The sequence below is a fragment of the Streptomyces macrosporus genome (assembly GCF_039533145.1).
Classification (GTDB): Bacteria; Actinomycetota; Actinomycetes; order Streptomycetales; family Streptomycetaceae; genus Streptomyces; species Streptomyces macrosporus.
Window position 1 is genome coordinate 124524 of sequence record NZ_BAAASZ010000017.1, and the last position, 22077, is coordinate 146600.

At 73.4% G+C, this 22077-nt stretch carries 20 protein-coding genes, 1 pseudogene and 1 riboswitch; of the genes and pseudogenes, 8 read left to right on the forward strand and 13 right to left on the reverse strand.

Annotated elements, in window-relative coordinates; genetic code table 11:
* Positions 1–65: 65 nt before the first annotated feature.
* Together ABD335_RS09015 and ABD335_RS09020 are read right to left on the reverse strand one after the other, a co-directional pair.
* Positions 66–1586, reverse strand: coding sequence for an amino acid permease (locus tag ABD335_RS09015; RefSeq protein WP_344321605.1), 1521 nt, complete (start codon positions 1584–1586; stop codon positions 66–68).
* A 409-nt stretch (positions 1587–1995) separates the two neighbouring features.
* Positions 1996–2499 (reverse strand): ATP-binding protein, encoded by a 504-nt coding sequence (locus ABD335_RS09020; RefSeq protein ID WP_425583580.1) that lies wholly within the window; start codon positions 2497–2499, stop codon positions 1996–1998.
* Between the two features lie 165 nt (positions 2500–2664).
* Between ABD335_RS09020 and ABD335_RS09025 the strand changes: the two genes are divergently transcribed.
* The 3 genes from ABD335_RS09025 (at position 2665) to ABD335_RS09035 (ending at position 4820) form a co-directional block, all read left to right on the forward strand.
* Positions 2665–3576, forward strand: a complete 912-nt coding sequence (locus tag ABD335_RS09025; protein WP_344322106.1) for a helix-turn-helix domain-containing protein — start codon at positions 2665–2667, stop codon at positions 3574–3576.
* Positions 3539–3667, forward strand: a complete 129-nt coding sequence (locus ABD335_RS09030) for a DUF397 domain-containing protein (protein WP_344321606.1) — start codon at positions 3539–3541, stop codon at positions 3665–3667. Before ABD335_RS09025 ends, ABD335_RS09030 begins: the two co-directional genes overlap by 38 nt.
* Positions 3668–3938: 271 nt before the next feature.
* Positions 3939–4820 (forward strand): hypothetical protein, encoded by an 882-nt coding sequence (locus ABD335_RS09035; RefSeq protein ID WP_344321607.1) that lies wholly within the window; start codon positions 3939–3941, stop codon positions 4818–4820.
* A gap of 99 nt (positions 4821–4919) precedes the next feature.
* On the opposite strand, the pseudogene ABD335_RS09040 reads toward ABD335_RS09035, so the two are convergent.
* Both ABD335_RS09040 and ABD335_RS09045 read right to left on the reverse strand, forming a co-directional pair.
* Positions 4920–5290, reverse strand: a pseudogene (locus ABD335_RS09040) (AAA family ATPase); the annotation flags it as partial.
* A 174-nt stretch (positions 5291–5464) separates the two neighbouring features.
* Positions 5465–6493 (reverse strand): LacI family DNA-binding transcriptional regulator, encoded by a 1029-nt coding sequence (locus ABD335_RS09045; protein WP_344321608.1) that lies wholly within the window; start codon positions 6491–6493, stop codon positions 5465–5467.
* A gap of 254 nt (positions 6494–6747) precedes the next feature.
* Between ABD335_RS09045 and ABD335_RS09050 the strand changes: the two genes are divergently transcribed.
* Together ABD335_RS09050 and ABD335_RS09055 are read left to right on the forward strand one after the other, a co-directional pair.
* The gene (locus ABD335_RS09050; RefSeq protein ID WP_344321609.1) at positions 6748–6894 is read left to right on the forward strand and encodes a hypothetical protein; all 147 of its coding nucleotides are present in this window, start codon (positions 6748–6750) and stop codon (positions 6892–6894) included.
* Between the two features lie 77 nt (positions 6895–6971).
* Complete coding sequence (locus tag ABD335_RS09055; protein ID WP_344321610.1) at positions 6972–7559, forward strand: GNAT family N-acetyltransferase; 588 nt, start codon at positions 6972–6974, stop codon at positions 7557–7559.
* A gap of 88 nt (positions 7560–7647) precedes the next feature.
* Here ABD335_RS09055 and ABD335_RS09060 read toward each other — a convergent pair whose 3' ends face one another.
* A complete protein-coding gene (locus ABD335_RS09060; RefSeq protein WP_344321611.1) occupies positions 7648–8103 on the reverse strand; it encodes a MarR family winged helix-turn-helix transcriptional regulator in 456 nt (151 codons plus the stop codon).
* A gap of 247 nt (positions 8104–8350) precedes the next feature.
* Between ABD335_RS09060 and ABD335_RS09065 the strand changes: the two genes are divergently transcribed.
* Positions 8351–10495, forward strand: a complete 2145-nt coding sequence (locus ABD335_RS09065; RefSeq protein WP_425583581.1) for a neutral/alkaline non-lysosomal ceramidase N-terminal domain-containing protein — start codon at positions 8351–8353, stop codon at positions 10493–10495.
* Between the two features lie 34 nt (positions 10496–10529).
* Here the strand turns inward: ABD335_RS09065 and ABD335_RS09070 are convergent, their stop codons facing one another.
* The 3 genes from ABD335_RS09070 to ABD335_RS09080 all read right to left on the reverse strand — a co-directional run bounded on the left by ABD335_RS09070 (position 10530) and on the right by ABD335_RS09080 (position 14510).
* The gene (locus ABD335_RS09070) at positions 10530–11153 is read right to left on the reverse strand and encodes a hypothetical protein (RefSeq protein WP_344321612.1); all 624 of its coding nucleotides are present in this window, start codon (positions 11151–11153) and stop codon (positions 10530–10532) included.
* A gap of 55 nt (positions 11154–11208) precedes the next feature.
* Positions 11209–12480 (reverse strand): MFS transporter, encoded by a 1272-nt coding sequence (locus ABD335_RS09075; protein WP_344321613.1) that lies wholly within the window; start codon positions 12478–12480, stop codon positions 11209–11211.
* 872 nt (positions 12481–13352) lie between these two features.
* On the reverse strand, positions 13353–14510 hold the full coding sequence (locus ABD335_RS09080; RefSeq protein ID WP_344321614.1) for a LysR family transcriptional regulator: 1158 nt from the start codon (positions 14508–14510) through the stop codon (positions 13353–13355).
* 249 nt (positions 14511–14759) lie between these two features.
* Between ABD335_RS09080 and snpA the strand changes: the two genes are divergently transcribed.
* Positions 14760–15422, forward strand: a complete 663-nt coding sequence (gene snpA / locus ABD335_RS09085; RefSeq protein WP_344321615.1) for a snapalysin — start codon at positions 14760–14762, stop codon at positions 15420–15422.
* 154 nt (positions 15423–15576) lie between these two features.
* Here snpA and ABD335_RS09090 read toward each other — a convergent pair whose 3' ends face one another.
* From ABD335_RS09090 to ABD335_RS09110, 5 genes are all read right to left on the reverse strand, one after another.
* A complete protein-coding gene (locus ABD335_RS09090; RefSeq protein ID WP_344321616.1) occupies positions 15577–16587 on the reverse strand; it encodes a zinc-binding dehydrogenase in 1011 nt (336 codons plus the stop codon).
* Positions 16588–16688: 101 nt separating this feature from the next.
* Complete coding sequence (locus ABD335_RS09095) at positions 16689–17708, reverse strand: glutathione S-transferase family protein (RefSeq protein WP_344321617.1); 1020 nt, start codon at positions 17706–17708, stop codon at positions 16689–16691.
* A gap of 112 nt (positions 17709–17820) precedes the next feature.
* A complete protein-coding gene (locus ABD335_RS09100; protein WP_344321618.1) occupies positions 17821–18480 on the reverse strand; it encodes an FMN reductase in 660 nt (219 codons plus the stop codon).
* A gap of 83 nt (positions 18481–18563) precedes the next feature.
* The gene (locus tag ABD335_RS09105; protein ID WP_344321619.1) at positions 18564–19664 is read right to left on the reverse strand and encodes an LLM class flavin-dependent oxidoreductase; all 1101 of its coding nucleotides are present in this window, start codon (positions 19662–19664) and stop codon (positions 18564–18566) included.
* Positions 19665–20043: 379 nt separating this feature from the next.
* The gene (locus tag ABD335_RS09110; RefSeq protein WP_344321620.1) at positions 20044–20358 is read right to left on the reverse strand and encodes a DMT family transporter; all 315 of its coding nucleotides are present in this window, start codon (positions 20356–20358) and stop codon (positions 20044–20046) included.
* Between the two features lie 41 nt (positions 20359–20399).
* A riboswitch (guanidine-III (ykkC-III) riboswitch) is annotated at positions 20400–20461 on the reverse strand.
* A gap of 319 nt (positions 20462–20780) precedes the next feature.
* Between ABD335_RS09110 and ABD335_RS09115 the strand changes: the two genes are divergently transcribed.
* Positions 20781–22070, forward strand: a complete 1290-nt coding sequence (locus ABD335_RS09115; protein ID WP_344321621.1) for an endonuclease Q family protein — start codon at positions 20781–20783, stop codon at positions 22068–22070.
* The last annotated feature ends 7 nt before the right edge of the window (positions 22071–22077 follow it).

A 22077-nucleotide genomic window follows, 5' to 3' on the forward strand; every position in this document is an offset into this window, starting at 1 on the left:
GCCGGGAACCGGGAGAAGCGGTCCCGGCCCCGGCCGTACGGGGCCGAGGAGCTCGCGGGAGCGGCTTACGAGGACGGCCGCGAGGCCGTGGCGGAGGGGGCCACCGGGTCCTGGTCGACGCTCCCCGCGTTCGCGTCGCCCGGCACCGCCGGCTCGACCGGCGCCGCCGACGCCGCGCGCGACCGCAGCCGCTGCCGCACCAGCGCGATCGCCAGGACCACCGCGCCCACCGCCAGCGACAGCAGCAGGGTGTCGCGGTTGCCGTGCTCGGTGTCGGTCAGCATGTAGCCGATCACCGCCACGATCAGCCCGATGGTCGCCCAGGTGAGGTAGGGGTACAGCCACATGCGCACGGTGAGCTTCTCCGGCGACTCCCGCTCGATGATCCTGCGCAGGCGCAGCTGCGAGAAGCAGATCACCAGCCACACGAACAGGGCCACGGCGCCGGAGGAGTTGACCAGGAAGAGGAAGACCGTGTCCGGATAGGCGTAGTTGAAGAACACCGCGACGAATCCGAAGACGACCGAGGCGAGGATCGCCGTCCTGGGCACGCCGCGCGAGGTGACCCGTGCGAACGCCTTCGGCGCCTCGCCCCGCTCGCCGAGCGAGAACGCCATCCTGGAGGCGGTGTAGAGCCCGGAGTTCAGGCAGGACAGCACCGAGGTCAGCACGATGAAGTTCATGATCTGACCGGCGTGCGGGATGCCGAGCGAGTCCAGCGCGGCGACGTAGGAGCCCTTCTCCACGATCGCCGGGTCGTTCCACGGCAGCAGCGTGACGACGACGAGGATGGAGCCGAGGTAGAAGACCGCGACCCGCCAGATGACGCTGTTGGTCGCCTTGGCGACCGCCCGCTGCGGGTCGGCCGACTCGCCGGCCGCGAGGGTGACGATCTCGCTGCCCATGAAGGAGAAGACGACCAGCAGCACGCCGATGAGGATCGCGCCGGGCCCGTTGGGCAGGAACCCGCCGTGGTCGGTCAGGTTGCCCAGGCTCGCGCTGCCGCTGTCGACGCCCGGCAGCACGCCCAGGACCGCCAGGCCGCCGAGGACGATGAACCCGGCGATCGCCACGACCTTGATCCCGGCGAACCAGAACTCGAACTCGCCGTAGGAGCCGACCGAGACGAGGTTGGTGGCGGTGAGCACGATCATGACGATCAGGGCCCAGGCCCACTGGGGCACGGCCGGGATCCAGCCTTCGAGGATCACCGCTCCCGCGGTCGCCTCGACGGCCAGCACCACCACCCAGAAGAACCAGTACAGCCAGCCGATCGTGAATCCGGCCCAGGGGCCGAGCGCCCGGTCCGCGTGGGCGGAGAACGATCCGGAGGTGGGGTTGGCCGCGGACATCTCGCCGAGCATCCGCATCACGAGGACGACCATCAGGCCGACCAGCGCGTAGGAGAGCAGGATGCCGGGGCCCGCGGCCGCGATGCCCGATCCGGATCCGACGAAGAGGCCGGCGCCGATGACGCCGCCGATGGCGATCATCGACAGGTGACGGTTCTTGAGTCCGGCCTGAAGGCCGCCATCGGGATCTCCGTGGCTGCCTCGGGCCTTCACCGCTGTCGGCTGCGAAGTCATGGGAGACGGATTCCTTTGTGCCGGTTGTGCGATGTGCCGTTGTACGGGTCGCGTACGAGCGGTTCACGACGTGGAGGCAGTGAATCCCAGGCCGGAGACCGAGCTGAATCCTTGATTCCGTATCTTTATGTGGATTTTCCCCCGTCTTTACAAGGCATCGACGTGGAGTTTTCGGTCCGATACCTTGCGCAGTCGTCCGGGGAGCGGCCGCGTCCCGCTCGTGAGGCGTACTCGTGTCCCCGGCTCCGGCGACACGGCCGCGATCGCGGGAAACGTCCGGGAGGACCGTAAAGAGGAACATGCCGCTCCGCGGCCCGGCCGCGCGGGTCCGGCGGGCCGCGCGGCCGGGCCTTCCCGCCCCCCGCCGGCGCACGGACGCGGACGCGATCCGGCGGGTCCTCCGCCGCGATCACGCGCCCGGTTCCCTTCCGGACGGGGGCCGGGGCTCCGTGGTCACCTCCGCCCAGACCGTCTTGCCGACCGGGTCGCGGGGGACCGTGCCCCAGCGGGCGGCGAAGGTCTCCACCAGGAGCAGGCCGCGGCCCGAATCGTCGTCGACCGACGGCGGGGGCGGGGCGGCGGGGGGCCGGGCCGGGGAGGCGTCCGAGACCTCGATGCGGACGACACGCGTCCGCGCCTCACAGGCGAGGCGGAGGCGGAAGTCGCGTCCCGGCACGCGGCCGTGCCGCACGGCGTTGGCGGCCAGCTCGCCGACCAGCAGGGAGACGGTCCGGGAGGCGTCCGACGCGGGCGGCCACCCCCACTCCTCCATGCGCCGCGCCGCCAGCTTCCGGGCGAGCCGCGCGCCCTTGGGCGACGAGGTGAACCGCTGCGTGTACACGAGCGGTTCGGGCTCGGCGTCGTCCGCCTTCTCCGGTTTCGGGTCGTCGTCCGGCGTGGTCGTCGTCGGCACGGCTGTGTTCCCCCGCTCCTCCGCGTGGTCCGCAACGTATGTGAATCATCACGTTCCGTACTCGAGGATCGGCGAACGCGCCTACGCTCGAAAGGGGTTACCGCCTTACCTTCCGATCCGTAAGGACGTGACGCCATGGCCAAGGAGATCGATCCCCACGCGTCGATGGCGGCGCTGTTCGGCTCCCGGGTCCGGAGACTCCGGATCGCCGCCGGGCTGACCCAGGCCGAACTGGGCGAGAAGGCGTACGTGGTCGGCAGCCGGATCACCCAGATCGAGCGGGCCTCCGGCGCCCGGCCCACGCTCGAACTGGCCCGCGCGCTCGACGAGGCGCTCGGCGCGGACGACCTGCTGGTCGACCTGTGGCCGTACGTCTACCGCGAGGCGTTCCCGGACTGGTCGCGGGCGTTCATCGCCCACTCGGAGCGGGCGGTGTCCATCCGCGAGTACGCGGCGCACGTGGTGCCCGGCCTCCTGCAGACCGAGGAGTACGCGCGGGCCGTGCTGAGCCTCGATGTCATGCTCAGCGGCGAGGAGCAGTTGGAGGAGCGGGTCGCCGCGCGCCTGGGCCGGCAGGACCGGCTCCGTTCGCCCGACCGTCCCGAGCTGTGGGTCGTCCTGGACGAGGCGGTGTTGCGGCGTCCGGTCGGCGGCTGGGCCGTCATGCGGGGCCAGTTGGCCGGACTGCTGGACGCCGCCGCCGAACCCCACATCACCGTGCAGGTGTTGCCGTTCGACGAGGGCGGGCACGGCGCGATGGGCGGTTCCCTGACGGTGCTGACCCTGCCGGACGGCACCGACGTCGCCTATACGGAAGGCGCCGACTACGGCCAACTCATCGAAGAACCGACCGAGGTCGAGCGGTACGCGGATATCTACGATCGGCTGCGGGCGGCGGCCCTGCCCCCGCTCATGTCGCTCGACATGATTCGATCCGTGCTGGAGGGCAACCGTGGAGCGAGTGTTCCGTCCCGATCCCAACGGCGCCGCCTGGCGCACAAGCAGTTACAGCAATCAAGCGGGTGGCAACTGCGTCGAGGTGGCCGACGGCTTCCTCGGCCTCGTCCCCGTCCGTGACAGCAAGGCTCCCGACGGCCCGGTGCTGGCCTTTCCCGCGGCGTCCTGGGCGTCCTTCATCGGCGAGTTGAGGAACGACCACCGTCTCTGAGCCGGCCGGGCACCGGTCGGCATCGGCTTCTCCGTCCCGCCGGGCCCTCGTCCGCGAGGGTCCGGCGGGCCACGGACTCCCCTGAAGAACCGGGTAAAGAACCTCCCACCCACCCTCCCCACCCCTCGTCACCCGGACGAGTGACAGGCTTGCAGGTTTGGAATGCGGGCGGTTACGTTCGCCGCGACAACCACAGAAAGACGCGGCCCCCGGCCGGGACGGCCATCCCGTTCCGAGGGCCTCACCGATCAGGAAGAAACGGCCCTTCCCGATGGCTGACCCGCAGTCTAGCGCGCCCTCGCGCGCCGACGCCGGAGTACCGACCTCCGGCGTGATCCACGTCCGCACCCGGCTCACCGCCGACTTCACCGTCCTCGCCAACGCCCTCGTACAGCGGTCCGGAAGCGCGGTCACCATCGGCGTCGCGGCCTACATCGCCTCGCTGCCGGACGGCGCTCCCGTGAGCATCGCCGCCCTGTGCGAGCACTTCACCGAGGGCGAGATCCTGATCTCACGGGCCCTCAGGGAGTTGGAGGCGGCCGGCTACCTGGAACGACGGCGCGAGCGGGGGCCGAAGGGGCGGGTCCGCACGCGCACGTACTTCCGCGACGTGCCGCGCGGGGACGACCCGAACCCCACGCCACCGTTCCGACCGCGGCGCCCCGGGCCGGAAGCGGCGCCGAAGCCCGCCACCACGTCCTTCCCCGCGCCCGCGTCTCCACCCACTCCCGCGTCTCCACCCACTCCCGCGTCTCCACCCGCTCCCGCGCCCTCGCTCGCCGAGGCCGATCCACGGGCGGTCGCGCTCCTCGCCTCGCTCCGCACGGTCGATCCCCGGCTGATCCTGTCCGGATCGGAGGTCGCCCGGCTCGCCCCGGCCGTCACGCGGTGGCTCGCGTCCGGCGTCGAGCCCGCCCGGATCACCGAGTCGCTCACCACCGGGCTCCCCGACCGCCTGCGCGCCCGGCCGTCCGGCATCCTGGCCTTCCGCCTCGCCGAACCACCGCTCCCCGTGCCCGCCCCGACCCCGCCGCCCGCCAAACCGGTCGTCCTGCCCTTCCAGACCTGCGACGGCTGCGAACGCGCCTTCCGCGCGGCCGATCCCGGCCTCTGCCGCGACTGCCGCTCCGAGGGGACCCCGCGGGCGGCGTGACCGCCCCGAGCGGGCGGGGTTCGGCGAGGTGCGCGGTCACCACCACCGCGCCGCGGGGCGGGCCCCGGCCGACGGCCCGGCGAACACGCGGTCCCCTCGGTCCAGGACGTGCCGCAGGTAGGACCGCGGGTCGGCGAGGCAGCGGCGCCAGTGGTCGACCAGGGCGAGTTCGTGCCACGCCACCCGGCGCATGCCGTGCTCGCCGACCTCGACGATGTCCGCGCCCGGCAGCGCGGTCGGCAGCGGGGAGTGGGTGGCGCGGACGACCTGACCGCCGTCCTTCGCCAACCGGTCGATGTGCCGAGCAGTTCGAGGCAGGAGGAGAACGAGAGCGCCGCCTCCGGTTCGTCCATCACATACAGCCCGGGCCGGAGGAACTTCTCCCGGAACACGGCGAGGAAGCCCTCGCCGTGGCTGACCGAGTCCGGTGCGAACCCTTCGCGGTCCAGCGCGTCCAGCGCGGCGATGGCCGCGCGGGTCGCGGGAGGGTCGAAGGCGCCGGGGGCGGCGTAGAGGTCGGCACGGCGTCATCCTCGCCACCGCGCGACGATCACGGCCGGCGGTGTGCGCCGCCGCCTGCCGGGCGTCCGACGCCGGTACGGGAACCCCTCGCGCACGGCGCGGAACGGCCTCCGGCGCGGACCTCAGAGCGTCGCGGTGTCGCGGGCGGGGGCGGCGGTGCTGCCGCGGACGGTGAGGGTGTGGTCGGGGGCCCGGCGGTGCCGGACGGCGCGTCCGCCCACCACGTCGCGGAGTTGGCGGGCCGCCAGGGCCCCGTAGGCGGCGATGTCGCGGCGCAGCGCGGTCAGGGCGGGGCGGACCAGCTCGCACAGCGGGGAGTCGTCCCACGCCACCAGGGAGACGTCGTCGGGGACGCGGACGCCCAGGCTCTGGGCGGCGCTCAGCCCGGAGACGGCCATCACGTCGTTGTCGTACAGGATCGCGGTGGGCCGCTCCGCGCCCTCCAGCAGGGCGCGGGTGACGGCGAACCCCCGCTCGCCGCTGTAGTCGGCCTCCACGTTCCGCCCGGTGACGCCCCGTTCGGCGGTGGCGGCGGTGAAGGCCTCGGCGCGTATGGCGGAGTGCCGCAGGGTGGCGGGGCCGGTGACGTGCGCGATCGAGCGGTGCCCGAGGTCGGCCAGGTGGGCCACGGCGGTCCGCACCGCCGCCGCCTCGTCGCTCCACACCGCGGGCAGGTCCCCGGAGTCGACGGGCGAACCGATCACCACGGCGGGCAGGCGCAGTTCCTCCAGGGCGCGGACCCTGGGGTCGTCGATCCGCAGGTCGAGGAGGAAGACACCGTCGACCTTGCGCTGCGCCCACCAGGCCCGGTGGGTGGCCGTCTCCGCGTCGGCGCCGGAGGCGACGGTGAACAGCAGGGAGGTGCCGTCCTCGGACAGCTCCTCCTGGATTCCCGAGACGAGCTGCATGAAGAACGGTTCGACGCCCAGGGAGCGAGCCGGACGGCCCACCACCAGGCCGAAGGCGCCGGCTCTGCCGTCCGACAGGGCACGGGCCGCGCTGTTGGGCTGCCAGCCCAGTTCGTCCGCGATGGCCAGCACCCTGGCCCGGGTGGCCTCCGACACTCCCGGCCGACCGTTGAGCGCGAAGGACACCGCGCTCTTGGTCACCCCCGCACGGCGGGCGATGTCCACCATCGTGGGACGCTTCACCGCTCCTCCCTCCCGCCCGCGGTCATGGCACGACCATCGCGGACTGCCGCCTCATCCTAGAGCGGGCCACCACGCCCCGGAACAGTGCTGGAAGGGCCGGAGGAAGGCCCCCGGGCGCCGCCCGGCCACGGCCGTCGCCCGCGGACGGCCGGCGAGCCGACATCAGCCGCGTCCGCGGGGGTAGGAGGCAGAAGAGCACAGTCCGCTGCCCGCGCGCCCGACCCGCCGGGCACACGCGATCACCTGGAGGAACCGTGCCGGGCATTCTGAGCAAGATCACCGCGTTCGCCCGCAGCCCGCAGGGGCGCCGGCTGACCCAGCAGGCCAAGCGAGCCGCCTCCGACCCCCGTAAGCGTGCCGAGGCCAAGCGCGCTCTGAGCAGGCTGCGCGGACGCCGCTGAGGCGCCCTTCGTCGCTCCCCCGTCCGTCGTCGCCGAAACAGTGACGGACGGGGGCGTGTGCTGTCAGGATGGCGCGCATGACCGAGGTCCGCACCACCAGTACCAGCGAAAACACCGGAAACGCCGGAAACACGCGAACCGTCCAGACCCTCCATACGGCCGATCTGGACACGGCCGCCCGCGAGGCGGTCCGGAAACTGCTCGACGAGGCGTTCGAGGGAGACTTCGACGACCGGGACTGGGAGCACGCCCTGGGCGGCGTGCACGCCCTGGTGTGGGAGGGCACCGAGCTGGTCGGGCACGCCTCACTGGTCCAGCGGCGGCTGCTGCACGGCGGACGGGCGCTGCGCGCGGGATACGTCGAGGGGGTCGGGGTCCGTTCCGACCGACGGGGGCTCGGGCACGGCAGGGCCATGCTGGAGGCGCTGGAGCGGGTGATCCGCGGCGCGTACGAGCTGGGGGCGCTGAGCTCCTCCGAGGAGGCGCTGGACTTCTACACGGCGCGCGGCTGGCAGCGCTGGGAGGGTCCGACCGCGGTGCTCACGCCCACGGGCGTGGTCCGCACCGAGGGGGACGACGGCGGCGTCTTCGTCCTGCCGGTGACGGCCCGCCTGGATCCGACCCGCGTGCTGGTCTGCGACTGGCGCGACGGCGACGTGTGGTGACCGTCCCGTAGCTCCCCTCCCCCGGCTCTGTCTCTTCCGTCTCTTCCGTCTCCTCGCGACCCCGGGCGGCCCGGCCCGCCCGGGTCGCTCACGCCCCGGACTCCAGTGCGCGCACCGCCGCGACGAGGGGCGCCAGCTCCGGGCGCTTCTCGGCCTCGTCGAGGGCCTCGCGCAACGCGGCGTCGTTGGTCGGCCGCGCCTTCTCCAACAGGGCCCGTCCCTCGTCGGTGACCTCGGTGTAGATGCCGCGCCGATCGGTCGGGCACAGGTAGCGGCTGAGCAGCCCGCGGTCCTCCAGCCGGGTGACCAGGCGGGTGGTGGCGCTCTGGCTGAGCACCACCGCGTCGGCCAGTTCGTTCATGCGCAGGTGCCCGCCCTCTCCGCTGTGCTGGCCGCTGAGCACGTCCAGGACGGAGAACTCGCGCACGCTGAGTCCGTGCTCGGCCTGGAGCGCGCGTTCGATGCGCGCCTCGATGCGGCCGTGCAGGGCGGACAGGGCGCACCAGCCCTGGGCGAGGCCCGGTTCGGGGCGGGTCGTGGTCATGGAGGTCTCTCCTTCGTGTCGCATCCCAGGTTAGCCAGGCGCGAAAACGCGGCGCCCACGCTCGTCGCGCGCGGGCGACGGGGTGCCCACGGCCGTTCCACGGTGTTCTCCGTCGTCCTCCGTCATCCGCCGGCGTCCTCCGCCGGCGGATTGTCCGCGCGCCCCGAGGATGTCATGCTCACATCGTCCACCGGTGAACCGGCGGTAACCCCCCACAGGCGGCACCAGAGCACCGTGAGGAGCGCAGGTGAACGATCCCCGAGCTCTACCGCAGACGTCGTCCGACGAGTCCTCCGAGGCACCGACCCGGCCGCCGGGCAGCAGCCGCCGCGGTGTGCTGCGCGCCGGGGCCGTCGCGGCCGGGCTCGGAATGGCCGGGCTCCCGCTCCCCCCGGCGTCCGCCGCCGGACGCACGCCCGCGCAGGCCCCCACCGGCGCGCGGGGAGCGGACTCGTACCTGGTCGGCCGCGGCATCGCGGACGCCACCGGTGAGGTGGCCGAGGTCGGCCTGATGGGCTACGGCCGCGCCGACCAGCAGGCCGAGGGCCTGCACACGCGTCTGCGGGCCCGCGCCTTCGTCGTCGCCGAACGCGCTCCGGACGGCACCGCGGGCGAACGGGTCGCCCTGGTCGTGGTCGACTCCCCCATGATCTTCTCCAGCGTGCACCAGGCGGTGCTGCGCGCCCTCGCCGAGCGGTACGGCGACCTCTACACCGCCCGGAACGTGATGATCACCGCCACCCACACCCACGCCGGGCCGGGCGGCTACTCCCACCACCTGCTGTACAACCTCACCACACTCGGCTTCCACGCCAAGACCTTCGACGCCGTCGTCCGCGGCGTCGTGGAGGCGGTCGGACGGGCCCACGCCGACCTGGCGCCGGCCGAACTCTCCCTCTCCCGGAGCGAGTTGCGCGACGCGAGCGTCAACCGCTCCCGCGCCGCCTTCGACCGCAACCCCGCCGACGTCCGGGAGCACTTCCCCGACGCCGTCGACCCCCTCACCACGCTGCTGCGCATCGAACGCCAGGGGCGGCTGGTGGGGGCGGTCAACTGGTTCGCCACCCACTGCACCGGCATGTCCGGCGACAACCGACTGGTCAGCGCCGACAACAAGGGCTACGCGGCCTACCACTGGGAGCGCGAGGTCGCCGGCGCGGACTACCTGGCCGCCGCCCCCGAGGTGATCTGCGCCTTCGCGCAGACCAACGCCGGTGACATGTCCCCCAACCTGGACCTGAGACCGCCGACCACGCCGGAGGACTTCGAACGCACCCGGCTCCTCGGCCTGCGCCAGTACGAGGCCGCCGCCCGGCAGGTGGAGCGCCCCGGCACCCGCCTGACCGGAGGCGTGGACTCCCGGCTGGTCTACGTCGACCTCTCCGACGTCACCGTGGAGCCGGAGTTCACCGGCGACGGCCGCTCCCACCGGACCGCCAAGCCGGCGGTCGGCGCGGCCATGGCGGCGGGCAGCCTGGAGGACGGTCCGGCGTTCCCCGGCTTCACCGAGGGCGAGAACCCGCTGTGGGACGCGATATCCCACTCGGTGATCTACACGGTCTCGCCCGAGCTGCGCGACGCCCACGCCCCCAAGGCGATCGCGGTGCCCATCGGGGAGATGAACCGGATCCTCCCCTGGGTGCAGGAGATCGTCCCCGTCCAACTGGTGCGGATCGGCCGGCTGTACCTGATCGGCATTCCGGGCGAGGTCACCATCGCGGCGGGGCTGCGCCTGCGCCGCACCGTCGCCGGCATCGTGGGCGCCGACCTGGACGACGTCCTGGTGGCCGGTTACGCGAACGCCTATGTCCACTACGTCACCACGCCCGAGGAGTACGACGCCCAGCACTACGAGGGCGGCAGCACCCTCTTCGGCCGCTGGCAACTGCCCGCGCTCCAGCAGACGGCGGCGCGGCTGGCGCGGGCCCTGCGCGACGGGCGGGAACTGCCGGCCGGGACGCCGCCGCCCGACCTCTCCGGGCAGGTCCTCTCCCTCCAGCCCCCGATCGTGCTGGACGCGCCACAGCTCGGGCGCTCCTTCGGCGACGTCCTGACCCAGCCGCGGGAGAGCTACCGGGCGGGCGAGCGGGTGACCGCCGTGTTCGCCGGCGCCCATCCCGGCAACGACCTGCGTCGGGGCAGCACCTACCTGCGGGTGGAGCGGGCCGAGGGCGGCGCCTGGCGCACGGTGGCCGACGACGGGGACTGGTCGACGACCTTCCGGTGGCGGCGCGACGGGGTCGCCGCCTCGAAGGTGACCGTCACCTGGGACGTCCCCGAGGGCGCCGAGCCCGGCAGCTACCGCATCCGCTACCACGGCGAGGCCAAACCCCTGGTGGGCGCCACCCGCTCCTTCACCGGCACCACGCGCGCGTTCACGGTCCTGGGCTGAGCGCGCGCCCGGCCGTCGTGCGGCCGGGCGCGGGTCAGTCGGACGGGACGGACTCGGTCTCCGGACCCCGGAAGGAGCCGAGGCACTCCAGGAACTCGTCGCGGTGCAGTTCGGCGATCGGTGCCATCAGGTCCGGGTGGCGCAGCAGGGGCGCGGCCTCCCGGTCGAGCGCGTCGGGCCGGACGAGTCTGCGGAAGTCGACCTGCATCTCGCGCGCGTGCTCGCTCCGCTCCACCGCGGCGACCGCGGCCTCCGCCAGCTCGGGCGAGGTCAGCAGGCAGGCCGCCCAGCTCGCCAGGACCTCGTCCACCCAGGTGCGCCAGGCGCCGTCCGAGTCGCCGGGCTCGCGGGGCGCGGGGATCCAGGAGAGGCCGGCGGACTCGGCGGCCTCCGGGGAGTCCGGGTGCGCCGGGGACTCGGAGGGCTCGGGGGGTTCCGTTCCGGTGATCCGGTCCAGTCGCCGCGCGCCGCCCGGCCCCGCGACCGCGACCAGGGCGGCGTCCATCGGCGTCGGATAGCGCAGCCAGGCGGCGACGGTGACCGCCTGGCGGGCCTGCGCCTCGGCCAGGGACGCGCTGAAGACACCACCGGCGGTCGGGTAGGCCCGGACCAGCCATCGGGTGGTTGCGGCTATGACGGAAGAGAGATCGACAGACACCTTGGTCCCGCAATCGGAGGAGCGGATTCCGGTTCGATGGTAGTACCGAGCCCGCTCAAACCATCGGAGTGAGTTCCGGCAGCGGCTCCGCCGCGGGTACGCGCCGGGCGGGCACCACCGTCGTGGACAGGGTACGGCGGCCGTGGCACAGCGCGCCCACGCCGATCGCGCCGACGACGACCAGACCGCCCGCGACCAGGGCGCCGCGCGCCCCGGCCGCCTCCATCAGCAGGCCCAGCAGCGGAGGCCCGGCGAGTCCCCAGCCGGTGCTCGCGCTGCGCCACACTCCCAGCACCCGGCCGCGCAGGCGGGCGGGCGGATCGGTCTGCAGCACGGTGGAGCCGGCGGTGTCGGAGATCGACTCCACCACCGCCATCGGAGCCACCAGCAGGACCAGCACGGCCAGGGACGGCGAGAGCCCGGCGACGACCTGGAGCAGCGCCCCGCTCGCGGCCATGGCCGCCACCAGGCGGACCGACGGCCTGCGCAGGCGCCCGGCGAGCACGGCGCCGATCGTGCCGCCGACGGCCAGGACGGTGGCGACGGTCCCGAAGTCCTCCGCGTCGCCGGCCAGCGGGCCCGTGACCAGGACCGCCAGGGTCAGCCCGTAGTTCCGCCCGAAGATCGCGCTCACCCCGGTGATCCCGGCCAGGGCCACCAGCCGGGGCCTGCGCAGGAAGAAGGCCAGGCCCTCGCGCGCGCCGCCGCGCGCCGCCGGCTTCCCGGCGGCGCGCGGGCCCCGGGCCGGGGCGGCGGCCGGTGCCTCGCCGTGCGGGGGCCGGGGCACCGGCTTCAGGAAGGGGATGACGGAGGCCACCACCAGGAACGACAGCCCGTTGGCCACGTACGCGGCGGCCGTGCCGAACCAGGCCACCGTCCCGCCGGCGAGGGCGGCCCCGGCCAACCGTCCGACGCTGTGCACCACGGACCCCAGGGCGATGGCGGAGGGGACGTCGCGGGCTTCCACCAGATCGTTGCCCAGCAGCGCGCACGCCGGTCCGTCGACGGTGGCGATCAGGCCGGTGACCGCGGCCAGCGCCATCAGCACGCCCGCGTTCAGCAGGTCGAACGCCACCAGGGCGGCCGTGACGAACGCCACGAATCCCAGCGCGGCCTGGCTCACCGTGGCGGTGATCTTGCGCGGCCAGGAGTCGACCGCCGCACCGCCCGCCACCCCGAGCAGCAGACCCGGCGCGGCCTGCACCGCCACCGACAGACCGGTCATCGCGGCGGAGCCCGTGATCTGGAGCACCAACAGGTTCTGCACCGTGAGCTGCATCCAGGTACCGGCGTTGGAGACCAGGTTGGCCGCCGACCACCACCGCATGCTCGGGCGGCGCAGCGCGCGCCACGGTGTGCGGTCCTCCCCCGTCCCGGTCCGCCGGCGCCGGAGCGCGGTGGAGCGGAGGAGGGAACGGGGAGCGGAGGGCGCGTCGGGAGGCTCGGAGGCCCCGGGAACGCGCGGACAAGAAGAAGGCATGGTGGAAGAGAGGGTGTCGAAGGCCCGGTGGGGGCGTGAACGGTCGGACGCCAGAGGGTGGTCCGACGCTCGGGCGACTCCGCGACGGTGCGGGCCCGGCGGTCCATCATCCTCACAGACCTTCTCCGCCGCCGTGCCCCGCCGGCCGCGTGACGATCCCCACCCGCCGTCAACGGCCGTGGGGGAAAGACGACTTCACCGACGGGTGTCGTTCCTCACAGCGCCTCGCGGCGGATCGCGCGCCACGGTCCGTCGACACCCGGTGGCGGTGCGCGTCGACGGATGTGGCGGGCGTTACGCTGCACCGGTCCGGCCGGCGGGCGACGACTCGGGCCGGTCGGACCGGAGTTGGCCCGTGCGTCGGACGGAGGGCGGCATACCGGAAGGCGCGGCAGGGAAAGCCGGTACGGGCGGAGGCTCTCGCCTCCTCCGCCCGCGCCGGACCGCGGTGGTCCACGGCGACGTGCGCGACGGCACCGACGGGCACCGGAGGACGGGCCCGGGAACACGGACGAACGTGGCGAGAGGCACGGCGGAAGGAGACCTGCCGGTGAACTGCACCACGTGCGGCGCCAAGGTGATCCAGGGCCCCGACGGACGGTGGTCCTGCGGCAACTGTGGAGCGAGCGGATGACGCCCTCCGAGATCCCCGCCCCGGACGTCGCCGTGATGCACTGCGCCCAGTGCGGCTGGGCGGTCCAGGAAGGCCCCCGCGGGGGCTACGTGTGCACCCAGTGCTTCCACACCGTCGAGCCCCCGGAGGTCGGCTCCGGCGAAGGCCGAGCCCACACCCCGTCCGCCGACCGTGCGGCGCGGTCCCGCTCCGACGCCCCGGCCGGCGCGCCGTCCACGGGAGCCGGGGCGCCGGACTCGGGCTCCGTGGCGCCGGACGTGCCGGACGGCAGGAGGCGGTCCCCCGGCGGGGGCAGCAGCGGGCTGCCGTGACGCAGCAGCCAGCGGCGGTAGGCGGTGCTGGCCCAGGCCGCCTCGGTGTAGGAGGCCAGGAGGTCGGCGTAGACGCCGTCGACGTCCACCGCCGCGCCGACGTCCGACCGCCGGACCAGCAACAGCCGGACCGTCAGCGGATCGCCGCGCAGCTGACGGATGACCATGCCCTGACGCGGCTGCGAGATGGGCTGGCACACGCTCACGGCCTCGCCCCCGGCGATCAGCGCCGCGGCCGTGGTGTTGTCGGGGACGTGGATCATGCGCGGGTCCAGCCCCGCCGCCTCCAGGACGCGGCGCGTGGCGACCCATTCGTCGTCGGCCGTGAAGTCGACGATCCACTGGTCTCCGGCGAGGTCCGCCAGGTCCACCACCCGGCGTCCGGCCTGCGGATGGGACGCGGGCAGGGCGACGAACTGCGGCTCCCGGGCGACCAGGACGTGCCGCTCCAGCCCCGGGGGGAAGCGCAGCGGGAACCCCTCCAACTCGTGGACGAAGGCCACGTCCACCAGGCCGTCCGCCACCGCCTGGAGCAGTGAGTTGGAGGAGACGTCGATGTGGAGCGTGACGTCGGTGCCCGGGTGACGGGCGCGGAGCCTGCGGACCCACCCCGCCACGGCCCGGCTGGCCGTGCTGCCGACCCTCAGCCGCGCCTCCCCGGCGAGGGCGGCGGCGCTCCTCGCCTCGCTCACCAAAGCCGCCATGTCCGCGACAATCGGACGCGCGCGGCAGAGCACGGACTGTCCCAGGGCCGTCGGACGACTGCCCGTGCGCTCCCTGGTGAACAGCCGTCCGCCGATGGCGTTCTCGATGCGTCGGAGCTGCGTGGTCAGGGAGGGCTGGCTCATCCCCAGGCGCAGCGCCGCCTTGCGCAGGCTGCCCGCGTCCGCGATGGCGCACAGCACGCGCAGATGCCTCACCTCGAGCTCCACGGCTGGAGGATAACGACGCCCCAACCGAGTGCACCAGACGGCCAAACGCCACTGAAACGGCATGTCACACCTTCCCGGCGGACATGGCCGGAAGAAGGCGATGCCTTGGTGCTATCGCCAGTTGACATCATCCCGAGGACACGGAGGTCGAACAGAATTCTGCCCGTCAAAAGTTCTTGCACAGGACCCGGTCGCTCCCTCACCCCCACACCGGCGCCGGGTTCACGGATGGCAAGGAGATCCCCCCACATGAAGTCCACCAGAGCCGTTCTCCCGGTCACGCTGGGCCTCGGCCTCGCCATGGGCCTGGCCTCGGTGCCGGCGTCCGCGGCCCCGACGGCCGGCGGCCGGGCCGAACTCCCGGCCTCGATCGCGGCGTACTCCGATTCCGCCGAGGACAAGGCCAACACCAGGGCCTTCTTCGAGGCGGTGCTGAAGTCGGCGCTCTCCAAGCAGAAGGCCACGGGCGCGCAGGCGGTCACGGTCGTCTACGACGCCAGCCGAGCCCCCTCGTTCGCCACCGAGATAGCCCGCAGCGCCCAGATCTGGAACTCCTCCGTCACCAGCGTGCGGCTGGTGTCGGGCAGCAACGCCGACTTCCGGTACTACGAGGGCAACGACTCCCGCGGCTCCTACGCCAGCACCGACGGCCGCGGCAACGGCTACATCTTCCTGGACTACCGGCAGAACCAGATCTACAACTCCACCCGCGTCACCTCGCACGAGACCGGTCACGTCCTCGGTCTGCCGGACCACTACTCCGGTCCGTGCAGCGAGCTGATGTCCGGTGGCGGGCCCGGCCCGTCGTGCACCAACGCCTACCCGAACGCCGCCGAGCGCAGCCGGGTGAACCAGCTGTGGGCCTCCGGCCTGAGCGCCTTCGAGAAGGAACTCTCCGTCAAGGTCCGCTGATCCGCCCGCGGTCCTCGGTGGTTCCCCGTCGGTCCGGCATCTCCCCCCACGGTTGCCGGGCCGACGGCCTTCTCGTCCGCTCCGCCCTCTCCTCGCTCTCCGCGCCTTCCCGCGCCTTCCGACCTTCCGCCTTCCGGTGCCCGGTGGCGGCGCGTCAGGGTTTGAGGATCAGCCGGACCGGGTTGCCCTCCTTGCGCAGCAGCCGGTCCACCGCCTCCTGGGCCTCGGCCAACGGGAACGTGCCGCCGACCGACCGGGAGAACTCCACGCGGTGCCGCCGCACCAGCTCCACGAGTTGCGCGACGTGCTCCTCGGAGGAGCCGTAGTGGCCCAGCACCTGCTGCTGGAAGTAGCTGAAGGCGGTGCCGTCGCTGATGGTCAACGGCCGGTCGGTGAGGCCGACCAGCACCAGCTTGCCGCCCCGGTCCAGACAGGCCACCGCCTGCTCCCGCACCGCCGGGACCCCGGCGAAGTCGAACGCGACGGCCAGCCCCGCACCGCCGGTCTCGGCCCGCACCAGAGCGGGCAGCTCCAGCTCGTCCGGGTCCAGGGCCAGGTCGGCGCCGAACGCCAGGGCCCGCTTCCGCGCCTCGGGCAGGGGGTCGACCGCGATGACCGGAGCGGCGCCGACGACGCGCAGCAACTGGACGGCGTGCGCCCCCAGTCCGCCCACGCCCCAGACGCCGACCGGGCGCCCGGGCTCGACGCGGGCGGTGGTGGTGATGGCGGCCCAGGGGGTGGACACCGCGTCCGGGATGATCGCGGCCTGTTCGAACGGCAGGTCGTCCGGCAGTTCCACCAGCGTGGACTCGTGCGCCACCGCGTACTCCGCCCAGCCGCCGTCGTAGTCCACGCCGCGCGTCCACACCGCGCCCCCGCGGTCCTCCCCGGCCTGGAGGAGGACGCGCTGCCCCGGCCGCCAGCGCGTCGTGCCCGGACCCGGCTCGGCGACGACGCCCGAGACCTCGTGGCCGAGGGTGACGGTGTCCCCGGGCAGGTAGAGCGGGGTGAGCGTGCCGTCGATCAGATGCGCGTCCGACAGACAGACGCCCGCGGCCTCGACCTTGACCAGCACCTCGTCCGGCCCGGGCCGCGGGGTGGGCACCTCCTCCACCGAGAAGGTGCGGGTCTTCACGTTGAGTCGTCCGGCGAGCACGGCGATCACCTGCTTCCGCGTCGGGGCCCGCGGTCTCCACGCACCCTTCGGGTACCCACCGGCCCGTCCGGGCACCCCGGGACGCCGGGGCCCGGTGGCGGGCGACCGCGTCAGGCGGCCCGGCCCTCGGGCGGCACCTCCTCCCCCGCGGCCGGCGGGCCGGGGGGCGTGCCGTCGCCGAAGGGGCGTCCGCCCAGCTCCTCGCGGTGGTGCGGGGTCGACCAGGAGGAGAGGTCCGGGCCGAGCGGCACGATCTGCGTCGGGTTGATGTCGGTGTGGACCTGGTGGTAGTGCCGCTTGATGTGGTCGAAGTCGACGGTGTCGCCGAAGCCGGGAGTCTGGAAGAGGTCGCGGGCGTAGGCCCACAGCACCGGGTCCTCGGCGAGCTTGTTGCGGTTGCACTTGAAGTGACCGTGGTAGACCGCGTCGAAGCGGACCAGGGTGGTGAACAGCCGCACGTCGGCCTCGGTGATGGTGTCCCCGACCAGGTAACGCCGGTCGGCCAGGCGCTCGGAGAGCAGGTCCAGACGCTCGAACACCCTGCGGTACGCCCGCTCGTAGGCCCGCTGGGACTTGGCGAACCCGGCCAGGTAGACGCCGTTGTTGACGTCCCGGTAAACGGCGTCCATCACCTCGTCGATCTCGTCGCGCAGCGGCTCGGGGTACAGGTCCGGCGCCCCGTCGCGGTGCAGCGCGGTCCACTCGGTCTCGAAGTCCAGGGTGATCCGCGGGTAGTCGTTGGTGACGAGCTTGCCGCTGGGGACGTCGACGATCGCCGGAACGCTGATCCCGCCGTCGTAGCCGGGCTCGCGGGCGGCGTACGCCTCGCCGAGGAAGGCGATGCCCAGCACCGGGTCCCTGCCGCCCTCGTCCAGGGTGAAGCGCCAGCTCCGCTCGTCCTGGAGGGGGTCGACGACCGCCAACGAGATCGCGTCCTCCAGGCCGAGCAGACGCCGCACGATCACCGCGCGGCTCGCCCAGGGACAGGCCCGGCTGACCACCAGCCGGTACCGTCCCGCCTCGACGGGCCAACCGTCCCTGCCGTCGGCCGTGATGCGGTCGGTGAAGCGGCTGGGGGAACGTTCGTACTCGGGGGTCGTGCTGCCGGGATTGCCCACGGTGGTGGTCATCGGCACCGTCTTTCGTGCAGCGGGTGCGGAACGTCGGTCCGGATCGCCTACCCGCTTCCGCGCCCGGCATCCACGGACCGGCGGCGATCCGCGGATGCCGGGGCGCGCGACCTCAGTCGAGCCCGAGGGACGCGAGCTGCTCCTGGAAGGCGGTGACGGGCGCGGCGCCTCCCGCGGCGTTCCCTCCCGCGTCCCCCGCGACGTCCGCTCCGGCGGGCTCGGGCCGGGTCCGCACCAGGTGGGCCAGCTCCTTCGCGGCCCGCTCGATCCGTGCGGAGAGTTCGCCGTGCCGGGCGTCCCCGCCGCCCCAGTCCTCGGAGGCGGCGTAGACGGCGGTGGGCACCACGATCGCCCGCAGGTAGGCGAACATCGGGCGCAGGGCGTGCTCCAGGGCCAGGGAGTGGCGCGGGGTGCCGCCGGTGGCGGCGATGAGAACGGGCTTGCCGTGCAGCGCGGTGTTGTCGATCACGTCGAAGAAGGACTTGAACAGGCCGCTGTAGGAGGCGGTGAAGATCGGCGTGACCGCGATCAGGCCGTCCGCCTCCGTCACCGTCCCGATCACCTCGCTCAGGGCGGGGGCGGGGAAGCCCGTCACCATGTTGTTGGCGATGTCACCGGCCAGGTCCCGCAGTTCGACCACCCGGATCTCGACCGGGCGTCCGCCGTTCTCCAGCTCCCGCCCGGCGGCCTCGGCCAGCCGGTCGGCCAGCAGGCGGGTGGAGGACGGCCGGCCGAGACCGGCCGAGACGGCCACGATGCGGATGGGCTTCATCTTCTTCTCCTGCGCTTCCTGGGTGTGTCGTCCCGTGGCGGTCGACGGGGTGGCGGGGGGAACGGACGTGCGCGGCACGGCGGTCAGGCCGCGGCGGCCTCGGCGTCGCGGCGGGCGACCAGGGCCTCGTGCGTCGGGCCGTCGGGGACGTCCGCCGGACGGTTGGTCGCGAACTCCTTGCGCAGCACGGGCACGACCTCCTCGCCGAGCATGTCGATCTGCTCCAGCACGGTCTTCAGCGGCAGCCCGGCGTGGTCCATCAGGAAGAGTTGGCGCTGGTAGTCGCCGACGTACTCGCGGAAGGTCAGGGTCCGCTCGATCACCTGCTGCGGGCTGCCCACCGTGAGCGGGGTCTGCGCGGTGAACTCCTCCAGGGAGGGACCGTGGCCGTAGACGGGCGCGTTGTCGAAGTACGGGCGGAACTCGCGCACCGCGTCCTGGGAGTTCTTCCGCATGAACACCTGGCCGCCGAGCCCGACGATCGCCTGCTCGGGGGTGCCGTGGCCGTAGTGGGCGTAGCGCTCCCGGTACAGGGAGACCATGCGCTGGGTGTGCTCCTTGGGCCAGAAGATGTTGTTGTGGAAGAAGCCGTCGCCGTAGTAGGCGGCCTGCTCGGCGATCTCGGGGCTGCGGATCGAGCCGTGCCAGACGAACGGCGGGACGCCGTCCAGCGGCCGGGGGGTGGAGGTGAACCCCTGCAGGGGGGTGCGGAAGCGGCCCTGCCAGTCCACCACGTCCTCGCGCCACAGCTTGTGCAGCAGCGCGTAGTTCTCGATGGCCAGCGGGATGCCCTGCCGGATGTCCTGGCCGAACCAGGGGTAGACCGGCCCGGTGTTGCCGCGGCCCAGCATCACGTCCACGCGCCCGTCGGCGAGGTGCTGGAGCATCGCGAAGTCCTCCGCGATCTTCACCGGGTCGTTGGTGGTGATCAGGGTCGTGGAGGTGGAGAGAATGAGCCGCTCGGTGCGCGCGGCGATCCAGCCCAGCATGGTGGTGGGCGAGGACGGCACGAAGGGCGGGTTGTGGTGCTCGCCGGTGGCGAAGACGTCGAGGCCGACCTCCTCCGCCTTGAGCGCGATGGCGACCATCGCCTTGATCCGCTCGTGCTCGGTCGGCGTTCGGCCCGTGGTGGGGTCGGTGGTGACGTCACCGACGGTGAAGATCCCGAACTGTACTGCGTTCACAGCACTCACATCCCGATAGTTGATTGTTCAATCACTTTCTCGAACACCCCACCGTACGCCCCTATTCCCCCGCCTCGGAGCGCCCCCGCCGCCTCCCCGTCCACCGTGCCGACGGACCGGGAGCCGCGTAGGACGGTATCCACGCAACGGGCGGGTGACGCACGAAGAACGGGGGCGTGCGCGACGGCCGGGCGCCTCGCTCCCCGTGGACACGGAGAGCGAGGCGCCACGACCGAGCGGCACCGGCACGACGAGACGTTCGACGGGAACGACGAGTGCGACGGGGCCGCCGAGAGCGTGTGCGCCGCGCCTGCCGGAAGAGGCCGCGGCGGGCCGGACCGCCGCTCCCGGCGCCTCGGGGCGCGAACCGGTGCGGGAACTAGTGCAGGAGCTTCAGACCCACGACCCCCGCGACGATCAGCAGCAGGCACACCACGCGCCCGACGCTGACCGGATCGCCGAGCGCGACCATCCCGTACAGGGCCGCGCCGGTGGCGCCGATGCCCACCCACACCGCGTACCCGGTGCCGATGGGGATCTCGCGCATGGCATAGGCCAGCCCGCCCATGCTCAGGGCGAGGGTGACGACGAACAGGAGAGAGGGCCCGAGACGGGTCAGACCCCGCGATGCGGACAGCGCGGCGGCCCACACCGCCTCCAGGATTCCCGAAACGACCAGAACGAACCACGCCATGGCGCGACCTCCGCAGTGGTGACGATGCATGACCGCGTATGTCCGCGCCGTCTTGTCCTGACCGGGTACGACGCACTCGTCCGGGGCGCTCGGGCGCCGACGGCCAACGTAACACCACCGCTCTCCGGGCCGGCGCGCGGCCGTCGAGAGCCTCGGTGGGCAGCGGAACGGGCGCGCGGGGGCGTGCACGTGCGACGCGCATCCGTTCCACGGGGGCCGGATTCCCCCGCGAGCCGTTCCCGTCCTCCCTCCCCTTCCCCCCGCCGGGCGCGCGCCGAGCGCCCCGGTCGCCGACGAGGGGAGACGGCCGAGGGGACGGGCCCGGGCCGGCCACGTCCCGCTCATGCCCGCGCCGTACCGGGGCACATGTGAGGCCACGCAGTCGACACTCGGCGGAACGAACCGCCGCGGGAGGTTCCTCCATGCGCCACTACGCCGACCTGCACGTGCACTCCCGGTACAGCAGGGCCTGTAGCCGCGACAGCGACCTCGCGCACCTGGCCTGGTGGGCCCGGCGCAAGGGGATCACCGTGCTGGGCACCGGCGACTTCACCCACCCGGTGTGGGCGCGCACCCTGCGCGAAGCGCTGGTCCCGGCGGAACCGGGCCTGTTCCGGCTGCGGGACGACCTCGACCGCGAGGTCCTGCGGACCCTGCCGCCGACGTGCCACGGGCCCCTGCGGTTCACGCTCCAGGTGGAGGTCTCCACCAACTACCGGCGCGACGGCCGGGGACGCAGGATCCACCACCTGTGCCACGTGCCCGACTTCGACGCGGCGGAGGAACTCGCCCGCCGCCTCTCCCCGTTCGGCGACCTCGCCTCCGACGGACGGCCCGCCCTGGCGATGGACGCGCGGGACCTGCTGGAGGCCGTCCTGGCCAGTGGCGAGGGCTCCTACCTGGTACCGGCCCACGTGTGGACCCCGTGGTTCGGCGTCCTCGGCTCGAAGTCCGGCTTCGACGGCGTGGAGGAGTGCTACGGCGACCTGGCCGAACACGTCTTCGCGGTGGAGACCGGCCTGTCCTCCGACCCGGAGATGAACTGGCGGGTCTCCGCCCTGGACCGCTTCCGGCTGGTCAGCCACTCCGACGCGCACTCGCCGCCCATCCTCGGCCGCAACGCCACCGTGTTCGACACCGGGCTCGACTACTTCGCGCTCCGCCACGCCCTGGAGAGCGGCGAGGGGTACGTCGGCACCGTCGACCTGTATCCCGAGGAGGGCAAGTACCACCTCGACGGGCACCGCGGCTGCGGCGTACGGCTGGAGCCGGCCGAGACCAGGGAGCGCGGGGGGAAGTGTCCGGTGTGCGGCAGGCGTCTGACGGTGGGCGTGCTCCACCGGGTCGAGGAGCTGGGCGACCGCTCCCCGGGACGGCGGCCGGCCACCGGCGGCGAGCCGCTGAAGATCGTGCCGCTGCCGGAGATCATGAGCGAGATCCTCGGGGTGGGGCCGAAGAGCAAACGCGTAGCGCGCGCGGTCGACGCCCTGACCGCCGCGCTGGGACCGGAGCTGCCCCTGCTGCTCGACGTGCCCCTGGACGAGATGCGCGAGGCCGGCGAACCGGAGGTGGCCGAGGCGATCGGACGGCTGCGCGCCCACCGGGTGCGGCGCGAACCGGGCTACGACGGGGTGTTCGGCACGGTCTCCCTGTTCGCACCGGACGAGCCCGCCGCGGCGGCCGGCCGGAGCGGCGGGGAAGCGGACCGGTAGGGCCGCG